Below are 25,770 nucleotides of genomic sequence, written 5' to 3' on the forward strand. Positions count from 1 at the left end.
CGATACGAGTCGACTACCCGCTTACGTGCGCGTCAATCAGTCCCAAGGCTACTTTTCGCCGCGGGTATCGATGACCCGTTGCGCGACGTCTACCAGTCGAGTGTTGCCGTCTTGGGAGAGCCTGCGCAGCATGTCGAAGGCCTGCACATCGTCGACGCCGAAGCGCTCCATGATGATGCCCTTGGCCTGGCCGATTCGATCCCGTGTCGATAGCGCCGACTCCAACTGCTCGCCGTGACGACTGGCCAGGATCGCCGCCGCCGCGTGCGCGGCGAGCACCACGCCCGTGGTTTCGTCGTCGGCATCAAACGCGTGCGGCTTGAACGCGAACAGGTTCAATGCGCCTGCGGTGCGCTCGGCGGTATACAACTTGATGGACAGCCCGCTGAGCACACCGATTTCGACCACCGCCGGCGAATACTTCGGCCAGCGCTGCTCGGAACGAAAGTCATCCGTCCGCACGATCACCTCGTCAAGCGCCGCGTCCACGCACGGCCCCTCGTTGAATGTCATCTGCAATTCATCGAGCTGATGCGGCAGGTCAGAGGTGCCTGCGAGGGATTCGAACTTGCCACCCCTACCGACTAGCAGGACGCCGGCGGAGTCGGTCCCGGGAATCAGCTCCATCGCTGCCGCGGTCACGTCCGAGAGGACGGCATCGACGCTTCGCGGCGCTGCAGACGCACGCGCGAGTTCGGCCATGCGCTGTGCAAGGTCGTAATTTCGCAGCTTCGTCATCCCCAGGGGTTTCCCTTTGTCGAGCCAAGCTATACGCGGACGTTTGTCATTCGCCGCACTGGGCAATGCCCCACTACAGGCGGGCGCGATGGTCGACCATGGTGTCTGCTGAGGTCTCGTCGGTTCAGACCGGAGCCGGCGGGGCCGCCTCGATGTTCGGCGGAATTCGGCCGAGTCACTCTCTTAGTTGTAGTAGCGTCTGGCCATGGCCACTGCCAACGTCTGGATCCTCGGCGGGTATCAAAGCGACTTCGCACGCAACCTCACCCGCGAAGGCCACGATTTCGCCGGGCTGACCGCCGAAGTCGTTGACAGCACATTGAGCGCGGCCAAGGTCGAGGCCTCCAACATCGACGTGGTTCACGTGGCCAACGCGTTCGGTGAGTTGTTCGCAAGGCAGGGCCATCTCGGGGCGATGCCCGCCACCGTCAACGAAGGGTTGTGGGACACGCCCGCGACCCGCCACGAGGCTGCGTGCGCATCGGGCAGTGTGGCGACGCTCGCCGCGATCGCGGATCTGCGCTCCGGTGCGTACCGCACCGCGCTGGTTGTCGGTGTCGAACTGGAGAAGACCGTGCCGGGCGACACCGCCGCCCGACACCTCGGCGCCGCGGCGTGGACGGACCACGAAGGCAGCGAAGCAAAGTTCATGTGGCCGTACATGTTCGCCTCAGTGGCCGACGCATACGACTGCCGCTATGGCCTCGACGACGCATACTTGCGCGCGATCGCCCAACTGAACTTCGCGAACGCGCGCGCCAATCCCAATGCGCAGACCCGAGATTGGACGGTGCCGGAACCGCTGGCCGCCGACGACGCCAATCCCGTGATCGAAGGACGGTTGCGCCGCTTCGATTGCAGCCAGATGACCGACGGCGGCGCGGGCGTCGTGCTCGTCACCGACGACTACCTGCGTGACCACCCGGATGCTCGCCCGATCGGCCGCATCGACGGCTGGGGCCACCGCACCGTCGGGCTCGGCCTGCACCAGAAGCTCGACCGCGCGGCCGGGCAACCCTATGTGCTGCCCCACGTGCGCGGTGCAGTGCTCGACGCGTTCGACCGCGCCGGCGTGACACTCGACGACGTCGACGGGTTCGAGGTGCACGACTGCTTCACGCCCAGCGAGTACCTCGCGATCGATCACATCGGGCTGACGGGACCCGGTGAATCGTGGAAGGCGATCGAAAACAACGAGATTGAGCTGGGTGGACGATTGCCGATCAACCCCAGCGGCGGCCTGATCGGTGGCGGTCATCCCGTCGGCGCCTCCGGTGTCCGCATGCTCGTCGACGCTGCCAAACAGGTCAGCGGGACGGCCGGTGATTACCAGGTCGACGGCGCAAAGACGTTCGGAACACTCAACTTCGGTGGCAGCACGGCCACCACTGTGAGCTTTATCGTGAGGGGAGCCTGAATGGATGTCGACATCGTTGGCAAGTTTCTGTCGACCCTGCCCGAGGACGACGATCATCCCTACCGGACCGGGCCGTGGCGTCCACAGACCACCGAGTGGGATGCCGACGACCTGACTGCGGTCGAGGGCGAGATTCCCGCCGATCTCGACGGGGTGTATCTGCGCAACACCGAAAACCCGCTGCACCCGGCGCTGAAGGCCTACCACCCGTTCGACGGCGACGGGATGCTGCACGTGGTCGGGTTCCGTGACGGAAAAGCGTTCTACCGCAACAGGTTTGTGCAGACGGATGGTTTTTTGGCCGAGAACGAGGCGGGTGGGCCGCTGTGGCCGGGGCTGGCCGAGCCGGTTTCACTGGCCAAGCGCGACCACGGCTGGGGCGCGCGCGGCCTGATGAAGGACGCGTCGAGCACCGACGTGATCGTGCATCGCGGTACCGCACTGACCAGTTTCTACCAATGCGGCGACTTGTACCGCCTCGATCCGTACTCCGGCGCCAACCTGGGCAAGGCGGAGTGGAACGGGGCGTTCCCTTTCGATTGGGGTGTCTCCGCGCACCCGAAGGTCGACGACAAAACCGGCGAACTGTTGTTCTTCAACTACAGCAAGCAGGCGCCGTACATGCATTACGGCGTGGTCGACGCCAACAACGACCTCGTGCACTACGTCGACGTACCGCTGCCGGGTCCGCGGCTCCCGCATGATATGGCGTTCACCGCGAATTACGTTATCCTCAACGACTTTCCGTTGTTCTGGGACCCCGAGATGCTCGAGCGCAACGCACATGTAGCACGCTTCCACCGCGACATGCCGTCGCGGTTCGCGATCATGCCCCGCCGCGGCAACAGCATCCAGTGGTTCGAAGCCGAACCGACCTTTGTGCTGCACTTCACCAACGCCTACGAGGACGGCGACGAGGTCGTGCTCGACGGGTTCTTCGAGGGCGACCCGGAGCCGGCCGACAACGGCATGGGCAACAAGTGGGAGCGGGCGTTTCGTTTCCTCGCGCTCGACCGGATGCAGGCCAGACTGCACCGCTGGCGTTTCAACATGGTGACGGGCCACGTTGTCGAAGAACAACTTTCGGACAGCATCACCGAGTTCGGGATGATCAACTCCGGTTATGCCGGAGCCCCTTATCGCTACACCTATGCCGCAACCGGTAAGCCGTCGTGGTTCTTGTTCGATGGACTGGTCAAACACGACCTGGACACCGGCGGCGAGCAGCGGTTCGCATTCGACGACGGTGTGTATGGCAGCGAGACGGCGATGGCGCCCAGGGTTGGCAGCACCCGTGAGGACGACGGGTACCTCGTCACATTGACCACCGACATGAACGCCGACGCCTCGTACTGCCTGGTATTCGACGCTGCCAGGGTCAGCGACGGGCCGGTGTGCAAACTGCTTCTGCCGGAACGGATCTCGAGTGGCACGCACTCGACATGGGCGCCCGGTTGCGAGCTGCGGCGGTGGCGCGAGGCTGACACCGCCGCGGCCGCGATCGGGCTGTAGTGGCACAACCGGAGCCTAATGCTGTGGCCCGCATGCTCGGGCTGCTCGGTGACGAGTGGACACTGCTGGTGATTCAACAGGCGCTTCTCGGCGCCACGCGGTTCGCGGAATTCAAGACGCGGCTGCCGATCTCGAATTCCGTGCTGACTCGCCGCTTGCAATCGCTGACGCGTGACGGCCTGCTGGACCGCCGGGTGTACCAAACGAATCCGACCAGATCCGAATACCTGGTGACCGCACGCAGCCGGTCGCTGTGGCCGGTGCTGGTGTCGATCTGGGAATGGGAGCGCCGGTGGGTGCCCGACCATGCCGAGCGGTTGCCCGGCATGCGGCATCGGGCCTGCGGCGCCGACTTCGCTCCCCTGCTCATCTGCCGTGCGTGCGGTGAGAGCGCGACTGACAAAGACGTTGTGGCGCAATGGGGACCGAGCGGCTCATGGCCGCGGTCGATCCCAGTCACGTCGACGCGGCGCCGGTCGGAAGCCGATCAGCGCGACGGCGCGGCTGGGCTGTTCCCGCAGACCATGAGCGTGCTCGGCAACCGCTGGGGCTTCGCACTGCTGGTCGCGGCCTTCGTCGGCATGAGTCGCTTCACCGATTTTCAAAGTCAGCTCGGTGCCCCACCGGGATCGATCGCCGATCGGCTGTCGATCTTCACCGCCAACGGAGTACTGGTGTGCGCTGACAACAGATACCGGCTAACCGAGAAGGGCCGCGCGTTGTTCACCGTGCTCGTGGTGGCGCTGCAGTGGGCACAGCGGTGGTTTCCTGCGCCCGAGGGCCCGGCCGTGAAGCTGACTCACGCGAGCTGCGGCAAGGGGTTCGGCCCAGTCCTGGTCTGCGATCAGTGCGCGGAGCCGCTCACGGGCGCGCAGGTCGCCGCCGTCTAGTTGAGCCGGGCGATGAGGAACTTCGGCGCAACTTGCGCGCGCCAGGGGGCGCAGCAGCCCAGAACGCGACGTGGCGTTCGTCGAGCCGATGCTTCTGCGGGTCGACGAACTTGGCGAAAGAGCGCCTGCGCACGAACCATGTTTCGCCGCCGTGAGTCAGCCCTTCGGTCACCTCGGGCAGTGCCAGGCACAGCCGTCGCACGCCGGTCAGTAGGTCTGGCGTCGCGGCTGACATGCGCCCATCGTCGCACTCCAGGGGCAAAAAGTTGTTGGCACTCTCGGAGTCAGAGTGCTAATCTCGGGGTTGCACAGTGATTGGCTGCCCGCCAGGGTGGCGGGCCTTGAGGCGACATAGGAGGTGGATTGCTGTGCTTCGCTTTGATCCGTTCAGTGACCTTGATGCCTTGACCCGGGGCTTGCTGAGCAGCCAGACCGGATCAAACCGGACCCCTCGGTTCATGCCGATGGATCTCTGCAAGATCGACGACCACTACGTGCTGACGGCCGACCTACCCGGCGTTGACCCGGGCTCGGTCGACGTCAACGTCGACAACGGCACTCTGACCATCGCAGCGCATCGCACCGCCCGGTCCGAGGATGCGGTTCAGTGGCTGGCCAACGAGAGATTCTTCGGCTCCTACCGCAGGCAACTCTCGCTTGGCGAGGGCATCGACGCCTCGGCCATCTCGGCGACGTATGAGAACGGTGTGCTGACCGTGACCATCCCACTGGCCGAACGTGCCAAACCGCGCAAGATCGACGTCGCCCACGGTGGTGACCAAAAGTCGATCACTGTCGACGCCGAATAGCCAAGCGCCGCCTCGAAACTGCGGTCAGATCGCGAACTTGCACGAAACTGCGATCTGACCGCAGTCTCGGCGATTGTCAGTCGTTGCGCTCCAGTCGGTAGCGCAGGTTGTTGCGCACCGCCGGCCATTCAATGTCGAGTATCGAATACACGACAGTGTCGCGTCGCGACCCGTCGGGCAGCACCTGGTGGCTGCGCAGCACCCCGTCCAATTTGGCACCCAGTCGTTCGATGGCGGCCCGGCTGGTGGAGTTGAAGAAGTGGGTGCGGAATTCGACTGCGACACAACCTAACTCGTCGAACGCGTGACCGAGCATCAGCAGCTTCGCCTCGGAGTTGACGCCGCTGCGTCGCGCCGCCGACACGTACCACGTGTTCCCGATCTCCAGCCGCCGATTGGGCGCGTCGACGTTCAGATAGCTCGACGAACCGAGGAAGGCTCCGTCGAGACTGCGCACCACGAACGTCAGGCCCTCGTCGGGTTTCTGTGCCGCCAACCGCGTGTCGACCCACTGTTCGACGATGCCCGCCTTCGGGGCGTGGGTAAACCACAGCCGGCCAAGTTCACCGTCGGCCGCGGCCTCGGCGATCTCCGGAAGATGTTCGCGGGTAAGGGGTTCCAGCGTCACCCAGCGTTGGCCGGCCAATGCGATGGGTTCGACGAAACCGCTCATCGGCGCACCGCGGACCAGGCGGCGAACATCGCCCACACCGACAGCACCACCGCACACACTGCGGCGGCTGCACCGAGAAAGAGCCCGTAGCCCGCCGACACCGGCGAATACACATAGAGCCGGTAGTACCACATGGTCAACACCACCAGCAGCACCGAAATGGCAAGGGCCGAACTCGATGCCAGCCGGCCGAACAGGTCGCGCGCGGACATCGCGCCTGCCACGATCAACGTCGACGCCAGCAGGACGATCAGTTGCCCGACGCCGAACCCGGGCGGCGGTACCGGCATACTGCCGACGATCCCGCCGATCGCGTTGGCTCGCCCCCCGCCGTCGGCTCTGCTGGTCAGCCATGGCAGCCACACACTGACCGCAAGCACCGCCGCACACAGCACGACCAGCCAACCGGGACGCAGGCGAGCCATGCGCTCAGACTATCCGCTGTGCCCCGCCGTCCACGTCAACGCGTAGTCGGCCACGTCGCTCCAGCCGTCCAACGCGGCCGTCAAATGGGGCCGGTCGTCGAACAGTTTGAAGTCCGTCGCGGCGGGCGAGCGCCGGTAGCGGTTGAAGTTCTCGTACACCACCGACGGCGGCACGATGTGGTCGCGGCCGCCCGCGATCAACAGCAGTGGCGCCCGGTCGGGTTTGGTGAAGTCGACCGCCGTCGGCGCATTGGACTTGCGGCTGAAGTTGGCCAGGGCCACCTGGAACAGCGGCCGGCCCGGCCCGGGGATCGCCAGCTTGGTGTGCCAGGAGTCCGACTCTTCCCGCGAGACGGTGTTGGCGAACACGTAGTGGAACTCGGCCGGCGAGAGCGGCACCGCACGGTGCCGGTTCGACGGATTGCGGAACACCGGGAACGTCGACCGCAACACCGACAACGGCAGCCGGTACACGCCCCGCGGTGCGGCGGGATGAATGGCGACGCCGACCCGGCCGAATCCGCGGCTGAGCAGCAGCTGGGTGATCAGCCCGCCGAAGGAATGGCCCATCAGGATCGGCCGCTCGGGCAGCGCCCGTACGAACGCGGCGTAGTGATCCACCACCTCACCGACACCGATCTCGGCGGGCGCCTTGGTGTGGTCGAGTTCTTCGTCGAGTTCGGACACCCCTGGCCATGCGGGTGCATAGACCGTATGCCCGGCGTCGCTGTACTGCTCGATCCAGCCGCGCCAACTGTGCGGCGACATCCACAATCCGTGGATCAGCACAATAGGTGCCTTGTCGATAGCCATCGTCTCTATTGTGGAGTCGCCGAACCGAATAATGGGGGAATTGATGAGCGACCTTCCGGAGTGGGCGCGTCGGCTTGACCTGTCGCCTCATCCAGAGGGCGGCTGGTTCAAGGAAACCTGGCGCAGTGGGCTGTCGATGCCCCAGTCCGCATTGCCGCCCGACTACACCGGCCCGCGCAGCGCCGGCACCGCAATCCTGTTCCTGCTCATGCCAGGTCAGCAGTCGGCGTGGCATACGGTGCGCAGCGCAGAACTGTGGCTGTACCACTTCGGTGGTCCGCTGCTGCTGCAAGTCGGGGCCGAACAGGACAGCGCCACAACGCATTTGCTCGGTGCCGACATTATCGGCGGGGAACAGCCGCAGTTTGTTGTGCCACCGGGATATTGGCAGCGGGCTCGTCCCCGTGATGACCAGCCCTGCCTGGTCAGCTGTGTGGTGATCCCGGGTTTCGACTACGCCGATTTCGCACTGGCTGCCCCTACCGACTGAGCAAACGCATCGCTGCGGACACCAGCGCCGCGTTGTCTGGCGCCCTCGAACCGTCCGGCAGCCGCAGCGTGTCCTCCATTCCGATGCGGGTCTGTACGCCCCGTCTCCCTGCGTGTTCCAATAGCGGCCAACAACTTTCGTCCAACCCGTGCAGCAACACCGGCGCCGGTGACTGCGCGGCCATCACCTGGCTGAGCAGATCGTCGGCGGTCGCGATGTCACCGTCCCCTTGCAGTTCGATCATGACCCGCATGCAGTGCTCGGCGACCTCCGATGCCGCCCATGATTCGGCAGCCTCGGCGTTGAAAATGCCGGCCTCGACGCCGATCCCCTTGCCCAACAACAGCCGGGCGAGGTCCATTGATCCGGGTTCGTGCCAGTTCACCGAAGCGAAGTCGGGCAGCACGGACCAGCCGTCCACCGCGCGCAGCCGCGCCTCGGCGTCGGGCAACGCCCAGAACCCGGTCGTCACCCCGAGTGGCAGACCCGGTACCGAGTGCCGCACCGCGGATACGGCCGCGTCCACCTGCTCGGGAAGCAGGGAATCGGTGCCGTCGGCGTTTTTGGGGTGCATGTGCACGGCCTTGGCGCCTGCCCCGTGGGCCGCGAGCGCCTCGGCGGCCAGCTCCTCGGGTGTCACCGGTAGGTTCGGATGCGCCTCCGGCGTGCGGGCACCGTTGATGCAGGCCTTCACGTAGATCTTGGTGGACATCTGACCATCTTCTGCGCCGTTCGCTGTTCGCGCGAGTCGCCCTTCACGACGGGCTGTTCCGCAGTAGCGTTCTGCAAATGGGTGGGCACATCATCGTTTGCGGCGACGATGCGCTCGGCATGCGGATCGTCGAGGAGCTGAACACCGCCGGCACGCGGGTGGTGACGCTGCAGGCTCCCGAAGGTCTGGCCAAGGCGGGCGTCGCGACTGCGCAAGCCGTCATCTGCGCCGACGACGATGATGCGTTGAACCTCGAAATCGCCTTGCTGGCACGGCAAGCCAACCCCGATGTGCGCGTAGTGGCCCGGTTGGCGAATAGCGTGCTGCGCGAAGCCATGTCACAGGACAATGGCCCCGGCGCAATCCTCGACGTGGCCGATCTGGCGGCGGCATCGGTCGTCGAGGCCTGCCTTGGCCGCACCGCGCACACCATTTCGGTGGCGGGCATCGATTTCGTCGTCTCCGGTGCGGACGCGCCCCGCGACGCGACATTGCGCGACATCTTCGGTGACCTGGCGCCGGTGGCGGTGATCCACGCCGAGGACTCGGACAGCCGCGATGAGGTGGTCGCATGCCCCGGCCGCGACTATCGGGTGAGCGCCGGTGACTGGACCGCGATGATCGGCACCGCCGACGAACTCGCCCAGCAGGGCATCGCCATTCCCCGACCACTGTCGCACTCGCGCGCGCGTCGGCCACCGCTGCGCAGGGTGGTCGACGCGGTGCGGTTGATTCGCGACGACATCAACCCGATGTTCTACCGGGCGCTGGCCGCATCCCTGTCCCTGCTCATCGGTTCGACCGTGCTGTTGCGCTTCGCCTACCAGCATCCGCCGGGGATGAGTTGGATCGATGCGCTGTACTTCAGCACCGAGACCATCGCCACCGTCGGCTACGGCGACTTCAGCTTCATGCACCAACCGCTGTGGTTGCGGATCTGGGGTATCGGGCTGATGTTCGCGGGCGTGACCACCACCGCGATCCTCGTCGCGTTCATCGCCGATGTGCTGCTGTCGCGACGCCTCGCGCAGTCGGCAGGCCGCAGGAAGGTGCGGCACCTGCGCCACCACATCATTGTGGTCGGGCTCGGCTCGTTCGGCATTCGAGTGGTCAGCGATCTGACCGCAGCCGGCTACGACGTGGCCGTCATCGAGCGCGACCCCGACAACCGCTTCCTGTCCACCGCCGCCCGCCTCGACGTCCCCGTGCTGTTCGGTGACGCGACCTTGCGTGAGACGTTGGAGTCCGCACGCCTCGACGAAGCGCGTGCGATCGCGGTGCTGACGCAGGACGACATCGTCAACATCGAGACCGGCATCGTGCTGGACGAGATGCTGGGACCGCGCACCCTGCCCGACCTCTACCGGCCCGGCGTGCCGATCGTGCTGCGTATCTACGACCGCACCCTCGGCGCGGCGGTCGCCCAGCGCTTCGGCTTCGAAAACGTGCTCTCCACAGTGGAATTGGCGGCGCCGTGGTTCATCGGCGCGGCGCTGGGCCTGCAAGTGCTCGGCACATTCTCGGTGGGCCAGCGCTCGTTCATGGTCGGCGGCATGTACGTGGCACCCGGCAGCGAACTGGACGGAATGCGGATGTTTGAGATGTCCACCCAAACCCGCGTCATCGCGATCACCAGGGCCGACGCCCCGGTGCAGCTGCATCCCCGGCGCGACGCGAAGCTCACCGGGGGCGACACCGCGTACCTGGTCGGGCCCTACCGTGAACTGCTGGACACCCTAGGCAAGGGCCAGGGTGTCCAGCGGCCCGATGTCAATACTGATTCAGCGACGACAGGTTGAAACCCGCGCCCGTCGGATCGGCGACGGCGGCCAGTCGGCCGTACGGCGTGTCCTCCGCGGCGCGGATCACGCTGCCGCCGTTGTCCTTCACCAACTGCACGGCCTTGTCGACGTCGTCGGCACCGAGGAAGAAGAACCAGTTCGACGGTGCGCCTTCGGGCAGGTCGCGGGTGCCGTCCATCACGCCGAGAAGCGCTTGACCGTCGAAAATAGCTGTGCTGTACCGGAATTCGTCGGTGTCGGAGACCGTCTCGGTCTGCCAGCCGAACACCTCGCGGTAAAAGTCCAGCGCCTTGGCGTAGTCGCGGGTGGTCAGCTGGTGATAGACCGGTGCACCGGCCTCGTTGACGACATTAGCGGGATTGAAGCCCTGGTGCCCGATTGGCTGCCACAGCCCGATGAACGCCCCGGTGGGATCGGTGAACAGCGCCATGTGGCCCTTGTCCTTGATCTCCATCGGCGGCACACACGTCGTCGCTCCCGCTGCAGTGGCCGCGCCGAGCGTCGCGGCGATGTCAGGGGTGTGCAGGTAGGTGGTCCACCCGTCCGGGCTGTTGAACTGCGGGTCGTTGTACATCAGCCCGGCCACCGGCTGGCCATCCTTGGACGCGTTGACGTAGCCGCCGTATTCGGGGCCCGCGTCTTCAAACGTCCAGCCGAACACGGCGCCGTAGAAGTGTTTGGCGCGCTCGAGGTCCGATGTCGCCAGGTCGATCCAGCACGGGGCACCCAATGGTGCGCCTTCACGAGTGGGCACGGTGGTCTCCTTCAAGTGGTGGGGTCGGTCCTCAGTGCAGACCGCCGACGCGCTAGAAACTCATCGCCTTTCTCTCGCGAGCAGACGCAAAGTGCTCCATTTTCGCGGCGTGTCGGGACACTTTGCGTCTGCTCGCGCTACTGGGTGACCCCCAGGACCCGCAGCGCGTTGTCCTTGTAGACCAGCGGCACCACGGCCGGGTCGATGTTCAGCTCCTCGAAGTCGCGGCGCCAGCGGTCCATCTTGATGTACGGGTAGTCGGTGCCGAACAGCACCTTGGTGCGCAGCTGGCGGCTGGCGGCGTGCACCAGTTGCGGCGGGAAGTACTTCGGCGACCAGCCGCTCAAGTCGATGTAGACGTTGGTCTTGTGGCTGGCGATCGCGATCTGCGAGTCCACCCACGGCACGGCCGGGTGCGCCATCACGATGGTCAGCTCCGGGAAGTCAGCGGCCACGTCGTCGAGCAGCATCGGATCGGAGTAACGCAGCTTGATGCGATGCCCGCCGGGCAGTCCCGATCCGAGGCCGGTCTGCCCGGTGTGGAACAACGCCGGCACCTTCGCCTCGGCGATCGCCTCGTAGATCGGGTAGAACCGACGGTCGTTGGGCTCGAAGCCTTGCACACTGGGGTGAAACTTGAAGCCCTTGACGCCGTAGTCGCGAACCAACTCGTGTACCCGGTGCACCGCGCGCCGCTCATGCCACGGGTCCACGCTGCCGAACGGGATCAACACGTCGTTGTTGCGGATCGCGCCCGCAATGAGGTCCTCGACGGAGTTCGGAACATGACGCATGGCCGTGCGCGCGTCGATGGTGAACACCACCGCGGCGGTGTTGTGCCGCCGGTACTCGTCGGCCAGCGCGTCGACGCTCGACAGCGCGCCGGGCCCACGCCTGAAGTACTTTCCGACAGCGTCAACCAGTTCGTCGTCGTACGCCTTGTGCCCCTGACCGTCGACCTCCACGTGGGTGTGGATGTCGATGGCCGCGATGCGGTCGAAATCGATACCGTACTCGTACTTTTCACTGGGCATGGCCGCAGTGTATTGCGATTACTCCGGTGCGTAACCCAACGCCGCCTTCGTCTCCAAATACTCGTCGAACGCGAACTGGCCCCACTCGCGCCCATTGCCGCTGCGCTTGTAGCCCCCAAACGGAGCATTCATGTCGAAGCCGTGGTTGATCGCGACGGATCCGGCGCGGATTTGCCGCGCGATCGCGCGGGCCTGATCAAGATCGGCGCCCGAAACATAGCCCGCCAGACCGTATTCCGTGTCGTTGGCGATCTCCAGTGCCTGATCCAGGTCGTCGTAACCGAGGATGCACAGCACCGGCCCGAAGATCTCCTCGCGCGCAATGGTCATGTCGTTGCGGACGTCCGCGAACACCGTTGGCTTGACGTAGTAGCCGGTGTCGATTCCCTCCGGCCGGCCGGGGCCGCCGACAACGACCGTCGCGCCCTCGTCGATGCCCTTCTGGATCAAGCCCTGGATCTTGTCGAACTGAGCCTTCGACGCCACCGGTCCGATCGCGGACCTTTCGCCGGGATCGCCAACCTTGACCTGCTCGGCCGTGGCCTTCGCGACGGCGACTGCCTCGTCCCTGCGGGAGTTCGGCACCAGCATGCGCGACGGCGCGTTACAGCTCTGCCCGCTGTTCATCATCATCACCGAGACGCCCGCGGCCACACTCTTGGCGAAGTCGTCGTCGTCCAGCACAATGTTCGGGCTCTTCCCGCCAAGCTCCTGGCTGACCCGCTTCACCGTCGCTGCCGCATTGCGCGCGACGTCGATGCCCGCACGGGTCGACCCGGTGAAGGACACCATGTCGATGTCGGGGTGAGTCGACAGCGCAGCGCCGACGCCAGGGCCGTCGCCGTAGACAAGGTTGTACACGCCCGCGGGAACGCCCGCGGCATCGATGATTTCGGTGAATATCTGCGCCGAATAGGGCGCCACCTCCGACGGCTTGAGCACCATTGTGCAGCCGGTCGCCAGCGCCGGATAGACCTTGACCGCGATCTGGTTGATCGGCCAGTTCCACGGCGTGATCAAGCCGCACACGCCGATCGGCTCCTTCACCACCAGGGTGCTGCCGTGCTGCTGTTCGAACTCGAAGTTCTTGAGCACATCGATGGCCGTCATCAGATGGCCGAGGCCGAGATTCACCTGCGGGCCCGCGGCCAGTGAAGGCGGCGCACCCATCTCCTCGGTCACCGCGTCGGCAAGGTCGCCTGTCCGCTTTTGGTATTCAGCCAGGATTGCCTGCAGCACATCGAGGCGCTCCTCGCGGCTGGTCTGCGACCAGGTGGCGAAGGCCTTACGTGCAGCTTGGACCGCCTTGTCGACATCGTCCTTCGCGCCCAGTGCGATCCTGCCGGACACCTTCTCGGTTGTCGGATTGTCGACGTCCAGCGACTTCGGCTCGACCGGGTCGACCCATTGACCGTCGATGTAGAACTTCAGATATTCGCGCATGTTTCCAGCCTTCCTTATTGCGTGCCCTCGGCGTACCAAGTTCTGAATTCGTCGTACTTCGGCATTTCCTCCGAGTTGGCCTTCGGGTCGATGCAGACGTGCACGACAGCGGTCTTGCCGCTGGCGTACGCCCGCTCGATGGCCGGGCCGATCTCGTCGTCCTTTTCGACATACTCGCCGTGGCAGTCGAAGCCCTCGGCGATCTTGTCGAATCGCACATCCTTGCTCCAGTGCACACCGGGCTGCGGCGACGGCTGCTCGAACGTGCGCTTGTAGACCCCGACCTCGAGGCCCCACTGGTGGTCGACGCCCACCACACAGACCAGCGGCAGGTTCTGCCGCGCGGCAGTCTCGAGTTCGGCGATGTGGAACAGGAATGCCGAATCGCTGGTGAGTAGCATGACCGGCCGCTTGCCGCCCTCGGCGACCGAGGCCCCGACCGCATAGGGCAGCCCGGTGCCGAGGTGGCCGAAGTTCTGGTTCCAGATCACGTCGCGGGGCTTGGCCTGCGAGTAGGTCCACTGGAAGATGACCGTGGCGCCGCCATCGCGGACCAGGATGCCGTCGTTCGGGAAGGCCTTGGTGGCTTCGACGACGAAGCGGGCGGGATGCACCGGGGTACTGCCTGTCGGCGCGTTCTCGGCGAGCTGGGCCAACTCGTCAGCGTCCTTCTTGATCAGCACGTCCAGGTCGCGGGACGGCTGTCGCGGGGCGTCCTTGAGCGCGTCGACCAGCTGCGGGACGACGCCGCGCAGATCACCCACCAGCGGCACGTCCACCGGCCTGTTCACGCCGATCGCCGTCGGGTCCTGCTCGACATAGATCCACTTGCGAATGTCGTTGCGCGGCGCCCAATGCCGGGTCCTGCCGTAGTGGACCGGCTCACCCAGTTCGGTGCCCAGTGCAACGCAGAGGTCAGAGTTGACGACGGCTTCGACGGCCGACGGTGAAAAGCCGTAGGCGAACGTCCGGTCTTCGAGCCCGGGGATGAACGACGTGCCGCCCGACGTTTGGATGACGGGGCAGCCCATCAAGTCTGCGAGCTGCTTGACGGGCGCTTGGGTACGCGACGTGTGAACGCCGTGACCTACCAGCAGGATTGGGCTCTCGGCCTCCCGGATCAGCTTCGCGGCCGCGGCTATTTCCGGCGCACCCGCGCCCTGGTTGACCAATCGGTACCGGTTCGGCGGCGGGGCGTCGGCGACGTCGAGCTCTTCCAGCAGCACATGCGACGGGTACTCGATGTAGGACGGGCCAGGGGTGCCGGACATTGCGCGGCGGATCGCCTCGTGGACGATCTCGTCGGTCTGGTCGGCGTACTCGATCGACGCGCTGTACTTCACCGACGCCGCGAAAAGCGGCTCCTGTCTAACGAATTGGATACGACCGCGCCGGACGCGTCGTTCGGTGATACGCGCCCGCTGGCCGCCTATGAAGATCACTGGGGAGTTTTCCACCTTGGCGCACATCATCGCGCCAGCGATGTTGGCCATACCCGGGCCGAGCGTGCCGATGCACAGGCCTGGTCCGCCGGTCATGCGAGAGACAGCCTCGGCCATGAAGCCCGCGCTCAGTTCGTGATGGGGCGCGACGACCGACCAGCCCCGCGCATCGGCTTCGGCGAACATGTGCACGAAGTTCGGGTCGGGTATTCCGAACAGCGTGTTGACGCCCTCGGCCTCGAACAGGTCGAGAATGCGTTTGTATACGGGTACACCCATTGATTGAAACTCCTTGTTATAAGTAGCGTTTAGCTAGTTGTCTGCGGTGATCCGCCGGTGAGCCGAACAGCGAGCGATTCAGTGCGGCGCGTTTGAGGTACACGTGGATGCCGCTCTCCCATGTGTAGCCGATGCCACCGTGCAGCTGCATGGCCTTACCGGCGACGTCGACGGCCGCGCTGCACACGTAGGACTTCGCCATCGCGGCCGCCACGCGGGCATCTGCCCTGTCTTCCACGATGGCCGCAACGGCGGCTTCCACGAGCTGGCGTGAGACTGCGATGCTGACTGCCATGTCGGCGCAGGCGTGCTTGACGGCTTGGAAGGAGCCGATGGGCCTGCCGAACTGCTGGCGTGCTTTCGCGTAGCCAACCGTCGCGGAAAGCATTGCCTCACAAAGCCCCAGGCTGTCGCACGTGATGGCGACGGCGGCGCGGTCCTTGAGCCGCTGCACCTGGGTGTCGGGGTCGCTCTCGAACCGGAGCCGCTCCGCGACCTCCACATCGTCGAGCGAAGCCAGACGACGCGTCTCATCGAGGACCGGTTGCGGCGTGACCGTCGCGGCGCCCACGTCGACCCCGTCGGGAGTGACCACCAGGATTCGGTCGGCGCCCTCAGCGTCGGGCACGAACTCGGACTCGAGCGCGACGGCAACTCGCTTCGCGCCGGACGCCACGTCGGCCAGCAGGCGGTCGCGAGTCTCGCTAGGCTGCAAAGCCTTTAACGTGCCAACAGCCAGCACAGCGCTGCCTAGATAGCTGTTGGCGCTGGCCGCGCGACCCATCTCCTCACATATGACCGCAACCTCGGCAAAGGTGGCGCCCGCTCCGCCGAACTCTTCGGGCACCGCGAGGCCGACCCAGCCCGCGTCGACGAGCGCCGACCAGTCCACGGCGCGGTCCTTGGCGAGCAGATCACCAGCCACTGAGCGCAGCTCATCGTGAAACTCCGCGAATTCGTGTGCCATCACACCGCACTCGGTTCTCTGGGCAGGCCCAGTCCGCGTTCACCGATGATCGTGCGCTGGATCTCGCTCGACCCGCCCGGGATCGTCCACTCCCATGAGCCGATGAAGTCAAGCATCCACGAACCGGATTCCCAACCGCTGGACATCGGTTTCGTCAGCCGGGTGTGCGCGGCAAGCCCGCCGACCTCGGCGCCGAAGTCGGTGAGCCGTTGCAGAAGCTCGCTGTAGAACAACTTGACGATCGACGCGTCGGCTGAATTTGTCGAGCCTGATGCCGCTCCATCTTGACTGTCCTCGACCACTTTTCGGCACAATCCCCGCAGCCCGGTGATCTCGGTCTCGAACTGCGCCAGCCGGTCGGCCACGATCGGGTCGTCGACCGGAGCCGCCTGCACCAGCCAGCGGAAGCCGGCGTTGCCGAGACGCTCGGCCAGCTCCAGCATGGTCAGGCCGCGTTCGGCCCCCAAGGTCGCCTGGGCCACCTGCCATCCGGCGTTCTCCGCGCCGACGAGGTTCGCGGCAGGGATTTCTACGTCGTTGAGGAAGATCTCGCAGAAGTGTGCGTCGCCGATGGCGTTGCGGATGGGTCGCACGTCGACACCCGGCGTGGTCATGTCGAGCAGGAAGTACGAAATGCCTTTGCGTTTGGGGGCATCCGGATCGGTGCGGGCCAGCAGCAGGCACCAGTTGGCGTGCTTGCCGCCGCTGGCCCACAGCTTCTGGCCGTTGACGATGTAGGAGTCGCCCACGCGCCGGGCCGACGTCCGCAGGCTGGCAAGGTCGGACCCGGCCTCCGGTTCGGAAAACCCCTGTACCCAGATCTCGCCGTCAAGGATCGCCGGCAGGTGACGTCGGCGCTGCTCGTCGGTGCCCGCCGCGAGCAACGTCGCGGCGGCGTGGTGGATGCCGACGAACGCCAACACGAGCCGCGGTGCGTCGTGGGCGGCCAATTCCTGGTACAGCACGATCTGCTCGGACACCGACATTCCGCCGCCCCATTCACGCGGCCAGTGCGGCACTGCGTAGCCGGCGCTGTGCAGTTCGGCGAACCATGACTTCTGGAAGCGGACGAACTCCTCGTCGCTGACGCTAGTCTGCCCCTGTCGCCAATCGCGCGGGATGTGGTCGGCGCACCATGCCCGCACCGTCTGCCGAAACTGAGCTTGTGCGCGAGATTCAGGCGAATTTTCGGACATATCTTCAGATTCGGCGGGGTTCTTCACGAGAACAACCCCGTCAGCCCCGCGCCACCGACGCGGTTCGTCAACGCGTCGCGCGTCGCCGACAGCCCCAGGGGCAGCCGCCGCAGCGGCTGGCTGTAGCGCGACAGCCATGACAACGTGGTCTCATCGCAGAACCCGACCGCGCCGTGCAGTTGATGGCAGACCCGGAACACCACCTCTGCGGCCTCGATCGCCGACATTCGCAGCGCGAGAGCATCATCGGTCGCTTCCGGCCGATCGGTGGCAATGCTCCACAACGCGTACTTGGCGAGGATCTCCAAGCCGCTGCGTTCCACCTCGGCATCGGTCAGCTGGAACTGGACACCCTGGAACGCCGACAGCGTTTGGCCGAACTGCTTGCGCAGGCTGACATGTGAGATCGTCAGCTCCAGGGCACGGTCGAGCATGCCGAGCAGCGTCCAGCATGGCAGCACTAGGCCGAGCGCGACGTCGCCCGCACCGATCTCGTCGATGGCGGACAACTCGAGTTCAGCCACGAAGCCTGGGCTCGCAGCGCCGTGCCCGATCACCCGGCTGCGCGCACCTGCTAAAGAGATTGCAGCCCAGGTTGATTCCAGTCCGGCCACCACACCGGACGGCCGATTGTCGGCCACGACGATCAAGCCGTCGACGTCCAGGTCGGTTGGTTTGGCCAGGCGCTCGGCGACCGGATACGGCAACGCCCAGTACCCTGCGCTGCGGCACAGGGCTGCGGCGGCCTCCAGCCCGTCGACGTCGGTGCGGGGGTCGAGTTCCCACGCCCCTAGTTCGGTCAAGATCGGGCCGGCAAGTGACTCGCGCAGATCCGGTTTGGCTTCGGCCTGCTGCACCAACTGGTCGCCGCCGGCGGCTTGGAAGGCTCGAAGGGCTTCTCTGCCATATTCTTTGGCGTCGCCGCCGAGGTCAAGGATCATTTCGCACCTGCCAACAACGCTCGCGACAGCAGGATCCGCTGCATCTCGATGCTGCCGGACGACACCGTCGATGCCTGCGAATAGCGCCAGTGGTCCTCCACTTCGCCGAGGAACCATTTCGCTCGCGGATCGTCGTGCGCGACTTCTGCCGCGATGTCCATCAGCACTTCGGCGCTGTCCTGGTCGAGCTTGGTGACTGCGATCCGATATGCCGCCGCATCTGCGGGCTGAATGCGCCCGCTGCTCTGCAGATCGACGATGCGATACGCCATCAACCGGGCCCGCCGGCAGTGCGTCAGCATGCGCACCCAGCGTGCCCGCAGCTCGGCGGGCAGGTCGTCCCACCGGTCGCCGAGCACCGCAGGGGCAGCCGACAACAACCGCTCGCAGCGCGCGTAGCGTGCAATGCCGACTCGCTCGAAGGACATCACGTCCTGCACGATCGACCAACCCGCATCGACGGTGCCAAGCACGTCGGCCTCGGTGACCCGCAGGTCGTCGAAGAACACCTCGTTGAGGTGGTGCGGGCCCAACATGGCGCGGATGGGCCTTACCTGGATCGCCGGATCATCCATCGGGACAAGGAATATCGTCAGGCCCTGCTGCTTCTTCTCACCCTTGCTGGTGCGGGCCAGCAGGAAGCACCACTGCGCCATCGTGGCGTACGACGTCCAGATCTTCTGCCCGCTGACCAACCAGCCGTCACCATCACGCCGTGCCGCCGTCCGCAGCGACGCGAGGTCAGAGCCCGCCTCCGGTTCGGAAAAGCCCTGGCACCAAATCACTTCGCCACGCGCGATGGGCGGTAGGTGTTTGCGCTGTTGCTCTTCTGTGCCGTGCCGCATGATGATGGGCCCGACCCAGTTCACGCCCATGTACTGAGCGCCGCGGGGCTCGTGGTGCGCCCACATCTCCTCGCGCACCACGGTCTGCTCCCACACCGACGCCCCGCCGCCGCCGAATTCCTCGGGCCATGCCAGGCACAGCAGGTTTCGGTCGGCGAGCGTCCGACAGAACTGCTGAGCGGTCTCGAGGTCGGCGGGGTTGTCAGTGAAGGCGCCCAGATAGTGCTCGGACACATGCGTTTTCACCAAGTCGCGGAGCTCGCGGCGAAGGTCGGTCGCCTGTTGGCCCATCTCGAAGTCCATCGCCTACCCCGATTCCACAACAGACTCCGAGGAAGCCGCGCCGACACCACGGTTTCTGATGAGATGCGGCTGATTTCCGTCATAAACCGTGGTCTCGGCGCATTCGGCATCGGCCAGACCGATTTCGGCGAGCACCTGAGCTGTGTCCGCCCCCAACAGCGGAGCGGGTCCGGCGACTTTCCCGGGAGTTCGCGAAAACCACGTGGGCACACCCGGAAACCGCACAGGACCGTGCGGAGTGTCCACCGTTTCGAACAATCCGACGGCGTTGAGGTGAGGATGGTCGAAGAGGGCATCCGGCGTGTTGAGCGGCGCGGCGGGGATCTGTAGTTCGCGGAACAGCGTCAGCCACTCCTCGGTGGTGCGTTCCGTCATCGTCTCGGCCAGCAGTCCGTACACCGCGTCGATGTCGCGCGCCCGTAGTTCGAGAGTGGCATGACTGTCGGTGACCCACGCGGGCCGCACGGCGTCGACGAACGCGTTCCAGTGCTTGTCGTTGTAGATCAGCGCGGCGATGTAGCCGTCCCTGGTGCGGTACGGCTTGCGGTTCGGCGCGACCGTCCGCGGATAGACGGCGGGGCCGAGCGGTGGATCGAACATCGCCCCATTAGCATGCTCGACCAGCATGAACGACGCCATCGTTTCGAACATGCTGACCTCGACTTCTTGGCCCTCTCCGGTGCGTTCCCGGTGGAAGAGCGCCATCATCGTGGCGTAGAGCGCGGTCAGCCCGGCGACCTTGTCGGCCATGATCGTGCCGACGTAATTGGCTTCGCCGGTCAGCTGTTCCTGCACGGCGGGGATCCCGCACTCGGCCTGGATGGTGTCGTCGTACGCGGGCAGATCGCGTTCCGGTCCGCGCCTGCCGTAGCCGTAGCAGTTCGTGTAGACGACGCGGGGGTTGAGCGCGGCGACTTGTTCGTAGCCAAAACCGAGTTTGGCGATCGCCTTGGACCGCATCGAGTGGATGAAGACGTCGGCCTCCAGTACGAGCGCCCGAAGCGCGGTCTTGCCCTCCTCGGAGCGCAAGTCCAGCACGACACTGCGCTTGCCGCGGTTGACGTTCACAAAAACGCCGCTCATCCCTGGCGCCGGTCCCACTGAGATGAAACGAGTGTTGTCCCCTTCTGGTGGTTCGACTTTGATGACGTCGGCACCCATGTCCGCCATGATCTGCGTGCAATACGGGCCCATCACCATCGCGGTGAGGTCGACCACAAGGACGCCGGCAAGCGGGCCGCTAGGCATGCTGCGCCTCCTGTTTGGTCATCGCGAAGCTGTAGCGGATGTGATCGCCGTGGCCGTCGGGAACGACGGGAAACACGACGGGTGCAGACGCGTCTCGGATCGCCGTGATGTGGTCCCCCACGTCCGCGATCGACCACGACGGCCGATACAGCCCAGGCGTCTCAGCGATGACGGCCCTGGCCACCCGGCCGGCCAGCGCGACCAGCATTTCGCCAGTGACAGAACAGGATTCGTGTGTCAGCCACGCGACGACCGGTGCGACCAAGTCGGCTCCCATCGGCGGGTAGGTCGAGGTGTCGATGCCTTCGGCCATCCGGGTAACCGCGGCGGGAACGATCACGTTGCACTTGACGCCATGGTCTGCGCCTTCAATCGCTACGACGTTCGACAGTCCGATCACGCCGGCCTTCGCCACCGCGTAGTTCGCTACCTCGCGGTTGCCGTACAGCCCGCCGATCGACGAGGTCAGCACGATCCGGCCATATCCGGAATCGCACATATGCGGAAACGCCGGGCGCACGACATGGAAGGCACCGCGCAGGTGGACGTCGACGACGGCTTCGAAGTCGTCGTACGACATTTCGCGCAGAGACGCGCGACGAACGTTTCCGGCGTTGTGCACAACGATGTCGATGCGCCCGTAGCGATCCAAGGCGGTGTCGATGATCGCCTTGCCTCCCCCGGGGGTGGCCACCGAGTCGACAGCGGCCACGGCCTCACCGCCCGCAGTGGTGATTTCACGAACCACCTCGGCGGCGGGCGCCGCGTCGGTGCCGTCGCCGGCCATACCTCCGCCGGAATCGTTGACGACGACCTTCGCCCCCTGCGCGGCGAGCAGCAGGGCGTAAGAGCGGCCCAACCCTCGGCCGCCTCCGGTGACGACCGCGACCCGGCCGTCGAATCTCAAATCGCCCATTTACGTTCCGAGCACCATGCCGTCCATATCGCCCTTGTCGCGCCACTGAGCCAGCAGCTCGTCGAACGCGTAGAAACCCGGCGAGTAGGGCTCACCGAGGAACGAGCGGATTCCCTCTCCGCCACCGCCGCCCTCGTTGTTGTAATACCCAGGAGTACAGGTCATTTCGAACTGGGAGTTGTCGATGGCGAATTCCCGAATGGTGCTGACCCAGGCGTCCTGCGCCTCTTGGCTCGGCTCGACGGTCGTTGCGTTGCGCTTCGCCGCCTCGGAGATGATGTAGGCGATGTGCTTGGCCTGCTGCTCGAACATGGCCGTGGTGTTGGCCGAGACGCCACCCTGGATGAAACCCGTGTGGAACTGATTGGGGAACCCTCTGCTGGTGATCCCATGCAGAGTCTGATAGCTGTCGCGCCAGTGGTCGAAGAGTGAGACACCGTCACGGCCTTCGATGGCTTCCATCGCGTAGCGCCTGCTGATCTCGGTCGAGATCTCAAAGCCACTCGCGAAGATCACGCAATCGACCTCGTACTCAACGCCGTTGGCGACGATGCCGTTCTCTGTCAGCCTGTCCACACCCTTGGACTCGGACACATCTACCAGCGTGACGTTGGGGCGATTGAACGTCGGCAGATATTCGTCGCTGGAGCACGGCCGCTTGCACAGGAATCGGTAGTACGGCTTGAGCGCCTCGGCGGAGTCGGGGTCGTCGACAATGACACCGATGCGGCGACGGAGCCGCTCCATGATCTTGTAGTCTTCCTGTTCCCGGATCGCCATGATCTGCTCGATGCCGAGTGACGCGGGATCCGGGCTTGCCGCGATCCGCGCGGTCATGTTGCGGCCCAGTTCGGTCCAGAAGTCGCAGACCAAATCTTTCGCGTCGAAGACGACACCCTCGAACGGCGACCATCGATGGAAGTTGCGCTTGCGCTCCTCCTGCCATCCGGGCTGCAGCGTCTTCACCCAGTCGGGATCGGTCGGCTCGTTGCCTCGTTCGTCGACCGACGACGGGGTGCGTTGAAACACATAGAGGTGCTGAGCGTCCCTACCGAGGTGCGGAACCAGTTGCACACCGGTGGCCCCGGTGCCGACGAGCGCGACGCGCTTATCGGCGAGCTTGTGCAGTCCCCCGTTTGCGTCGCCGCCGGTGTACTCGTAGTCCCAACGCGCCGAATGGAATACGTGTCCCTTGTAGTCCTTGATGCCCGGGATCCCCGGTAGCTTCGGTCGGTTGTATGAGCCCTGCGTCATGACGACGAAGCGCGCGCGGATATCGTCGCCGCGATTGGTGGTCAACCGCCATCGGTTGATCGACTCGTCCCAGCGCACGGTGCGTACCTGGGTGGAGAAGATCGCCCCGTCGTACAGCCCGAAATGTTTTGCGATGCGCCGACAATGCTCATAGATCTCGGCGCCGTCGGCGAACTTCTTGGACGGGATGAAGTTTAGTTCCTCCAGCATCGGGATGTAGCAGTACGCGTCGTTGTCGCACTGGATGCCCGGAAATCGGTTCCAGTACCAGACGCCGCCGAAGTCGCCACCCATCTCGATGACGTGGACGTCGTCGACACCTGCCTTCTTCAGGTATGCACCCGCCAGCAGACCGGCGATACCCCCGCCGAGGACTGCCACCTCGATGTCCTCTGAGATCCGGGTGCGCGGTGTCATCGGCGTGTGCGGATCGACCTCGGCGAACTCTGCGAAATCGTCTTTCAGCTCCAGATACTGGGTGGATCCCTCTGCGCGCAGCCGCTTGTCGCGCTCATGCAGATACTTTTCCCGCAGCGCATCGATGTCGATGTCATCGGGCGTCTGCGTCGGGCCGCACGTGTCGAAGGTCGTCATTGAATCTCTCTTGGCTCGCCGGTGCCCATGTACTTGGACAGCTGGTAGTGAAGGTTGACGGTGCTGCGTTCGCGGTACGGATTGGGTTTGGTGCCGGGGAAGCCGGCCGATTTCATGCCCTGCTGTACCGCGGCCATGTTCGAGAAGTCCTGCGGCAGCACCGACAACCAGCGCGGGTCGCCCACCGGGGTGTACTCCCATTCAGTCTGCGGCTCTTGGCCTTTCGGATAGAGCTCGTAGGTCGCGACCTCGAAGATGCATTTATTCGGGTCATAGCTCGGGTGCGGACGCGCGCTGTAACAGAGCGCACTGGTCAACCCCTGGCCGATCTGGAAGTTCGGGAAGAGCTGCCACGCGGTGCCGCTCTGGCCGAGGATGTCGGCGGGGATCGTCGGCCAGATCACCCCGCGTGCTTCGTCGTCGCGGCGCGCCGAGGACAGCCAGTGTTCGAGCACCTTGTCAGCCGGGGTTCCTTCTGGTAATTCGTCGACCAACCGCATCGCGGCGTTGACCAGCGTCTGCGTGGTAGTCGCATTGGTCTCTTCCATTGTGTAGACCTGCATTTCGGCGGTCGAGATCCGCGGGTCGCCGGTGCCGAGCCGAATCTTGGACTTGGTCTCCTCGAGATCGGCTGGCGCGTCGTAGCCGATATTGCTGTGTCTGCCTTGCGCCTTGGCCCAGCCCTTGAACTCACCGAACTTGTTGAACTCGGGATGGGTCGTGAAGACGTGGTAAGTCTCGTTGAAGGCCTCCATCGCGACCTTCCAGTTGCAGTCGAACTCCAGCCATTTGCGCCACTTGTAGCGCATGTTCTCCAGCCCGAACGGGTCGAGGATCTTGGCCGCCGGGAACAGATAGTCGGCCAGCGGCTCACAGTCAGGGTCCATGTTGATGAACAGCCAGCCGCCCCAGTTATCGACGTTGACCCTTGCCAGGTGGGTGTTTTCGGGCGTCAGCACGCCCTTCCAGTCGTCCTGTTCACGAATGTGGGTGCACGCCCCGTCGAGGCCGTAGGTCCAGCCGTGGAAGCCGCAGACGAACGACTTGCGCGTGCGACCGCAGGTATTTTTCGCATCGTCGGGGGTGTCGATCAGTCGACGGCCGCGGTGCATGCACACGTTGTGGTGTGCAGCGAATTCATTTGCGCCCGTGCGCACCACGAGGATCGAGTCGTCGAGAATGTCGTAGGTGAGGTAGTTGCCGACTTCGGGGATTTCTTCGACGCGGCCGACCTGCTGCCAGACCTTGCGCCACAGCTTGTCGCGTTCGGCGCGGGCGTAGTCCTCCGAGATGTATGCATCTACCGGTATGGTCACCGGTTCCGAAAGTGCCTCAGCGTCGCTGGTCACCGCTCTCTCCTAATAGCTGCCCGGAAGTTCTCGTCCTTGAGGAACAGGGAGGTGTTGTCGGCGCCGAGGTGAGTCCATTTGAGATTCAGGCCCCCGTCGACGAGCAGGGTCTGGCCGGTGATGTAGCTCGACAGATCCGATAGCAGGAACAGAATGGCTCCGGCCTGCTCCTCGGGCCGTCCTCGTCGTCCCATCGCGATGGCCTGGCGATCGCGATCGGGATCGGCGTCGGTGTATGTGCGCGACGCCGCTGTCTCGGTCACCCCCGGCGCGACGGCGTTGACGCGGATGTTGTCCGTCGCCAGCTCGACGGCCATCGTGCGGGTCATGGCCACGACCGCGGCCTTGGCCGTTCCGTACGCGATGTGGAACGGCGCGGTGTTCATGCCGCTGATCGAAGAAATTGAGACGATCGACCCGGGGTTGCCGTGCTCCCGTATTTCGCGGGCCACCGCCTGGCTCATGAAGAACGCCGTCTCCAAGTTTCGGGTGAACAGGTCCCGCCAGTCGTCGCGGGTTACCCGCGTGGCCGGCATCCAGGTGGCCGGTTCCGCGCCGCCGGCGACGTTGACGAGCCCGTACAGCGCGCCGTCGACGCGTCGCACCTGTTCGATGACGGCGGCGATGCCGTCGTCGGTGGATGCGTCGGCGGCTACCGGGACGACAGACAAGCCCTGCTTCGCGAGCGGCGTCACGTGCTCGTCCAGGTTCTCCTTCGACCGACTGACCGCAACAACGGTGGCGCCTGCCTCGGCGGCCAGGCGCGTGACAGTGGTGCCGATACCGCCTCCGCCGGCGCCCGATACCACCACGATGCGGCCGTCGAGCCTCAGGAGATCGGTCGCGGTCATCTCATTTGTCCGGACAACATACGATGCTCTGCATATCGAAGAACACTATTCCGCAGCGGGAATACCGCCGTCA

Annotated in this window: 25 protein-coding genes; 6 read left to right on the forward strand and 19 right to left on the reverse strand. The window is 65.2% G+C overall.

The window, feature by feature from the left end; genetic code table 11:
- Window positions 1-48: 48 nt before the first annotated feature.
- A complete protein-coding gene (locus tag MYCSM_RS25840) occupies window positions 49-738 on the reverse strand; it encodes a GAF and ANTAR domain-containing protein (protein WP_015309125.1) in 690 nt (229 codons plus the stop codon).
- Window positions 739-943: 205 nt separating this feature from the next.
- Between MYCSM_RS25840 and MYCSM_RS25845 the strand changes: the two genes are divergently transcribed.
- From MYCSM_RS25845 to MYCSM_RS25855, 3 genes are read left to right on the forward strand one after another with little or no spacing between them, the layout of a single operon-like run.
- On the forward strand, window positions 944-2,155 hold the full coding sequence (locus tag MYCSM_RS25845) for an acetyl-CoA acetyltransferase (protein WP_015309126.1): 1,212 nt from the start codon (window positions 944-946) through the stop codon (window positions 2,153-2,155).
- A complete protein-coding gene (locus MYCSM_RS25850) occupies window positions 2,156-3,667 on the forward strand; it encodes a carotenoid oxygenase family protein (protein ID WP_015309127.1) in 1,512 nt (503 codons plus the stop codon).
- Window positions 3,668-3,699: 32 nt separating this feature from the next.
- A complete protein-coding gene (locus MYCSM_RS25855; protein WP_041314991.1) occupies window positions 3,700-4,557 on the forward strand; it encodes a winged helix-turn-helix transcriptional regulator in 858 nt (285 codons plus the stop codon).
- Here MYCSM_RS25855 and MYCSM_RS25860 read toward each other — a convergent pair.
- The gene (locus tag MYCSM_RS25860; RefSeq protein WP_051073818.1) at window positions 4,529-4,792 is read right to left on the reverse strand and encodes a hypothetical protein; all 264 of its coding nucleotides are present in this window, start codon (window positions 4,790-4,792) and stop codon (window positions 4,529-4,531) included. The genes MYCSM_RS25855 and MYCSM_RS25860 overlap by 29 nt on opposite strands.
- 133 nt (window positions 4,793-4,925) lie before the next feature.
- Between MYCSM_RS25860 and MYCSM_RS25865 the strand changes: the two genes are divergently transcribed.
- Entirely contained in the window at window positions 4,926-5,366 is a 441-nt protein-coding gene (locus tag MYCSM_RS25865; RefSeq protein WP_015309129.1) for an Hsp20/alpha crystallin family protein, read from the forward strand.
- A 76-nt stretch (window positions 5,367-5,442) separates the two neighbouring features.
- Here the strand turns inward: MYCSM_RS25865 and MYCSM_RS25870 are convergent, their stop codons facing one another.
- Genes MYCSM_RS25870 through MYCSM_RS25880 form a run of 3 tightly spaced genes read right to left on the reverse strand, consistent with a single transcriptional unit; the run spans window position 5,443 to window position 7,277 of the window.
- Window positions 5,443-6,039: a GNAT family N-acetyltransferase gene (locus MYCSM_RS25870; RefSeq protein WP_015309130.1), complete on the reverse strand. Its 597-nt coding sequence runs from the start codon at window positions 6,037-6,039 to the stop codon at window positions 5,443-5,445.
- Window positions 6,036-6,464 (reverse strand): hypothetical protein, encoded by a 429-nt coding sequence (locus tag MYCSM_RS25875; protein ID WP_015309131.1) that lies wholly within the window; start codon window positions 6,462-6,464, stop codon window positions 6,036-6,038. Before MYCSM_RS25875 ends, MYCSM_RS25870 begins: the two co-directional genes overlap by 4 nt.
- A 9-nt stretch (window positions 6,465-6,473) precedes the next feature.
- Window positions 6,474-7,277 (reverse strand): alpha/beta hydrolase, encoded by an 804-nt coding sequence (locus MYCSM_RS25880; protein WP_015309132.1) that lies wholly within the window; start codon window positions 7,275-7,277, stop codon window positions 6,474-6,476.
- A gap of 43 nt (window positions 7,278-7,320) precedes the next feature.
- Here MYCSM_RS25880 and MYCSM_RS25885 point away from each other — a divergent pair, with 43 nt between their 5' ends.
- On the forward strand, window positions 7,321-7,767 hold the full coding sequence (locus MYCSM_RS25885; RefSeq protein ID WP_015309133.1) for a cupin domain-containing protein: 447 nt from the start codon (window positions 7,321-7,323) through the stop codon (window positions 7,765-7,767).
- Here MYCSM_RS25885 and MYCSM_RS25890 read toward each other — a convergent pair.
- Complete coding sequence (locus tag MYCSM_RS25890) at window positions 7,757-8,479, reverse strand: 3-keto-5-aminohexanoate cleavage protein (protein WP_015309134.1); 723 nt, start codon at window positions 8,477-8,479, stop codon at window positions 7,757-7,759. The two genes, MYCSM_RS25885 and MYCSM_RS25890, sit on opposite strands and share 11 nt — an antisense overlap.
- A gap of 77 nt (window positions 8,480-8,556) precedes the next feature.
- Here MYCSM_RS25890 and MYCSM_RS25895 point away from each other — a divergent pair, with 77 nt between their 5' ends.
- On the forward strand, window positions 8,557-10,278 hold the full coding sequence (locus MYCSM_RS25895) for an NAD-binding protein (RefSeq protein ID WP_015309135.1): 1,722 nt from the start codon (window positions 8,557-8,559) through the stop codon (window positions 10,276-10,278).
- On the opposite strand, the gene MYCSM_RS25900 is transcribed toward MYCSM_RS25895, so the two are convergent.
- The 13 genes from MYCSM_RS25900 to MYCSM_RS25960 form a co-directional block, all read right to left on the reverse strand.
- Window positions 10,250-11,035, reverse strand: coding sequence for a VOC family protein (locus MYCSM_RS25900; RefSeq protein ID WP_015309136.1), 786 nt, complete (start codon window positions 11,033-11,035; stop codon window positions 10,250-10,252). The two genes, MYCSM_RS25895 and MYCSM_RS25900, sit on opposite strands and share 29 nt — an antisense overlap.
- A gap of 137 nt (window positions 11,036-11,172) precedes the next feature.
- A complete protein-coding gene (locus MYCSM_RS25905; RefSeq protein WP_015309137.1) occupies window positions 11,173-12,069 on the reverse strand; it encodes a 4-hydroxyphenyl-beta-ketoacyl-CoA hydrolase in 897 nt (298 codons plus the stop codon).
- Between the two features lie 18 nt (window positions 12,070-12,087).
- Window positions 12,088-13,512, reverse strand: coding sequence for an aldehyde dehydrogenase family protein (locus MYCSM_RS25910; protein ID WP_015309138.1), 1,425 nt, complete (start codon window positions 13,510-13,512; stop codon window positions 12,088-12,090).
- Between the two features lie 14 nt (window positions 13,513-13,526).
- Window positions 13,527-15,233, reverse strand: coding sequence for a thiamine pyrophosphate-binding protein (locus tag MYCSM_RS25915; RefSeq protein ID WP_015309139.1), 1,707 nt, complete (start codon window positions 15,231-15,233; stop codon window positions 13,527-13,529).
- A gap of 16 nt (window positions 15,234-15,249) precedes the next feature.
- Window positions 15,250-16,200 (reverse strand): acyl-CoA dehydrogenase family protein, encoded by a 951-nt coding sequence (locus tag MYCSM_RS25920; protein ID WP_015309140.1) that lies wholly within the window; start codon window positions 16,198-16,200, stop codon window positions 15,250-15,252.
- Entirely contained in the window at window positions 16,200-17,396 is a 1,197-nt protein-coding gene (locus MYCSM_RS25925; RefSeq protein WP_051073946.1) for an acyl-CoA dehydrogenase family protein, read from the reverse strand. The genes MYCSM_RS25920 and MYCSM_RS25925 overlap by 1 nt, the downstream gene beginning before the upstream one ends.
- A 23-nt stretch (window positions 17,397-17,419) precedes the next feature.
- Complete coding sequence (locus MYCSM_RS25930) at window positions 17,420-18,337, reverse strand: acyl-CoA dehydrogenase family protein (RefSeq protein ID WP_015309142.1); 918 nt, start codon at window positions 18,335-18,337, stop codon at window positions 17,420-17,422.
- Window positions 18,334-19,485: an acyl-CoA dehydrogenase family protein gene (locus tag MYCSM_RS25935; RefSeq protein WP_041312691.1), complete on the reverse strand. Its 1,152-nt coding sequence runs from the start codon at window positions 19,483-19,485 to the stop codon at window positions 18,334-18,336. Before MYCSM_RS25935 ends, MYCSM_RS25930 begins: the two co-directional genes overlap by 4 nt.
- 3 nt (window positions 19,486-19,488) lie before the next feature.
- Window positions 19,489-20,733 (reverse strand): CaiB/BaiF CoA transferase family protein, encoded by a 1,245-nt coding sequence (locus MYCSM_RS25940; RefSeq protein ID WP_015309144.1) that lies wholly within the window; start codon window positions 20,731-20,733, stop codon window positions 19,489-19,491.
- A complete protein-coding gene (locus tag MYCSM_RS25945; protein WP_015309145.1) occupies window positions 20,726-21,649 on the reverse strand; it encodes an SDR family NAD(P)-dependent oxidoreductase in 924 nt (307 codons plus the stop codon). The genes MYCSM_RS25940 and MYCSM_RS25945 overlap by 8 nt, the downstream gene beginning before the upstream one ends.
- Window positions 21,650-23,497, reverse strand: coding sequence for a flavin-containing monooxygenase (locus MYCSM_RS25950; RefSeq protein ID WP_015309146.1), 1,848 nt, complete (start codon window positions 23,495-23,497; stop codon window positions 21,650-21,652). It abuts the gene before it with no gap.
- Window positions 23,494-24,846 carry an aromatic ring-hydroxylating oxygenase subunit alpha gene (locus MYCSM_RS25955; RefSeq protein ID WP_015309147.1) on the reverse strand — a complete coding sequence of 451 codons (1,353 nt, stop codon included), beginning with the start codon at window positions 24,844-24,846 and terminating at the stop codon, window positions 23,494-23,496. Before MYCSM_RS25955 ends, MYCSM_RS25950 begins: the two co-directional genes overlap by 4 nt.
- Window positions 24,843-25,697: an SDR family NAD(P)-dependent oxidoreductase gene (locus MYCSM_RS25960; RefSeq protein ID WP_015309148.1), complete on the reverse strand. Its 855-nt coding sequence runs from the start codon at window positions 25,695-25,697 to the stop codon at window positions 24,843-24,845. Before MYCSM_RS25960 ends, MYCSM_RS25955 begins: the two co-directional genes overlap by 4 nt.
- Between the last annotated feature and the right edge of the window lie 73 nt (window positions 25,698-25,770).

The sequence above is a fragment of the Mycobacterium sp. JS623 genome (genome assembly GCF_000328565.1).
GTDB lineage: Bacteria > Actinomycetota > Actinomycetes > Mycobacteriales > Mycobacteriaceae > Mycobacterium.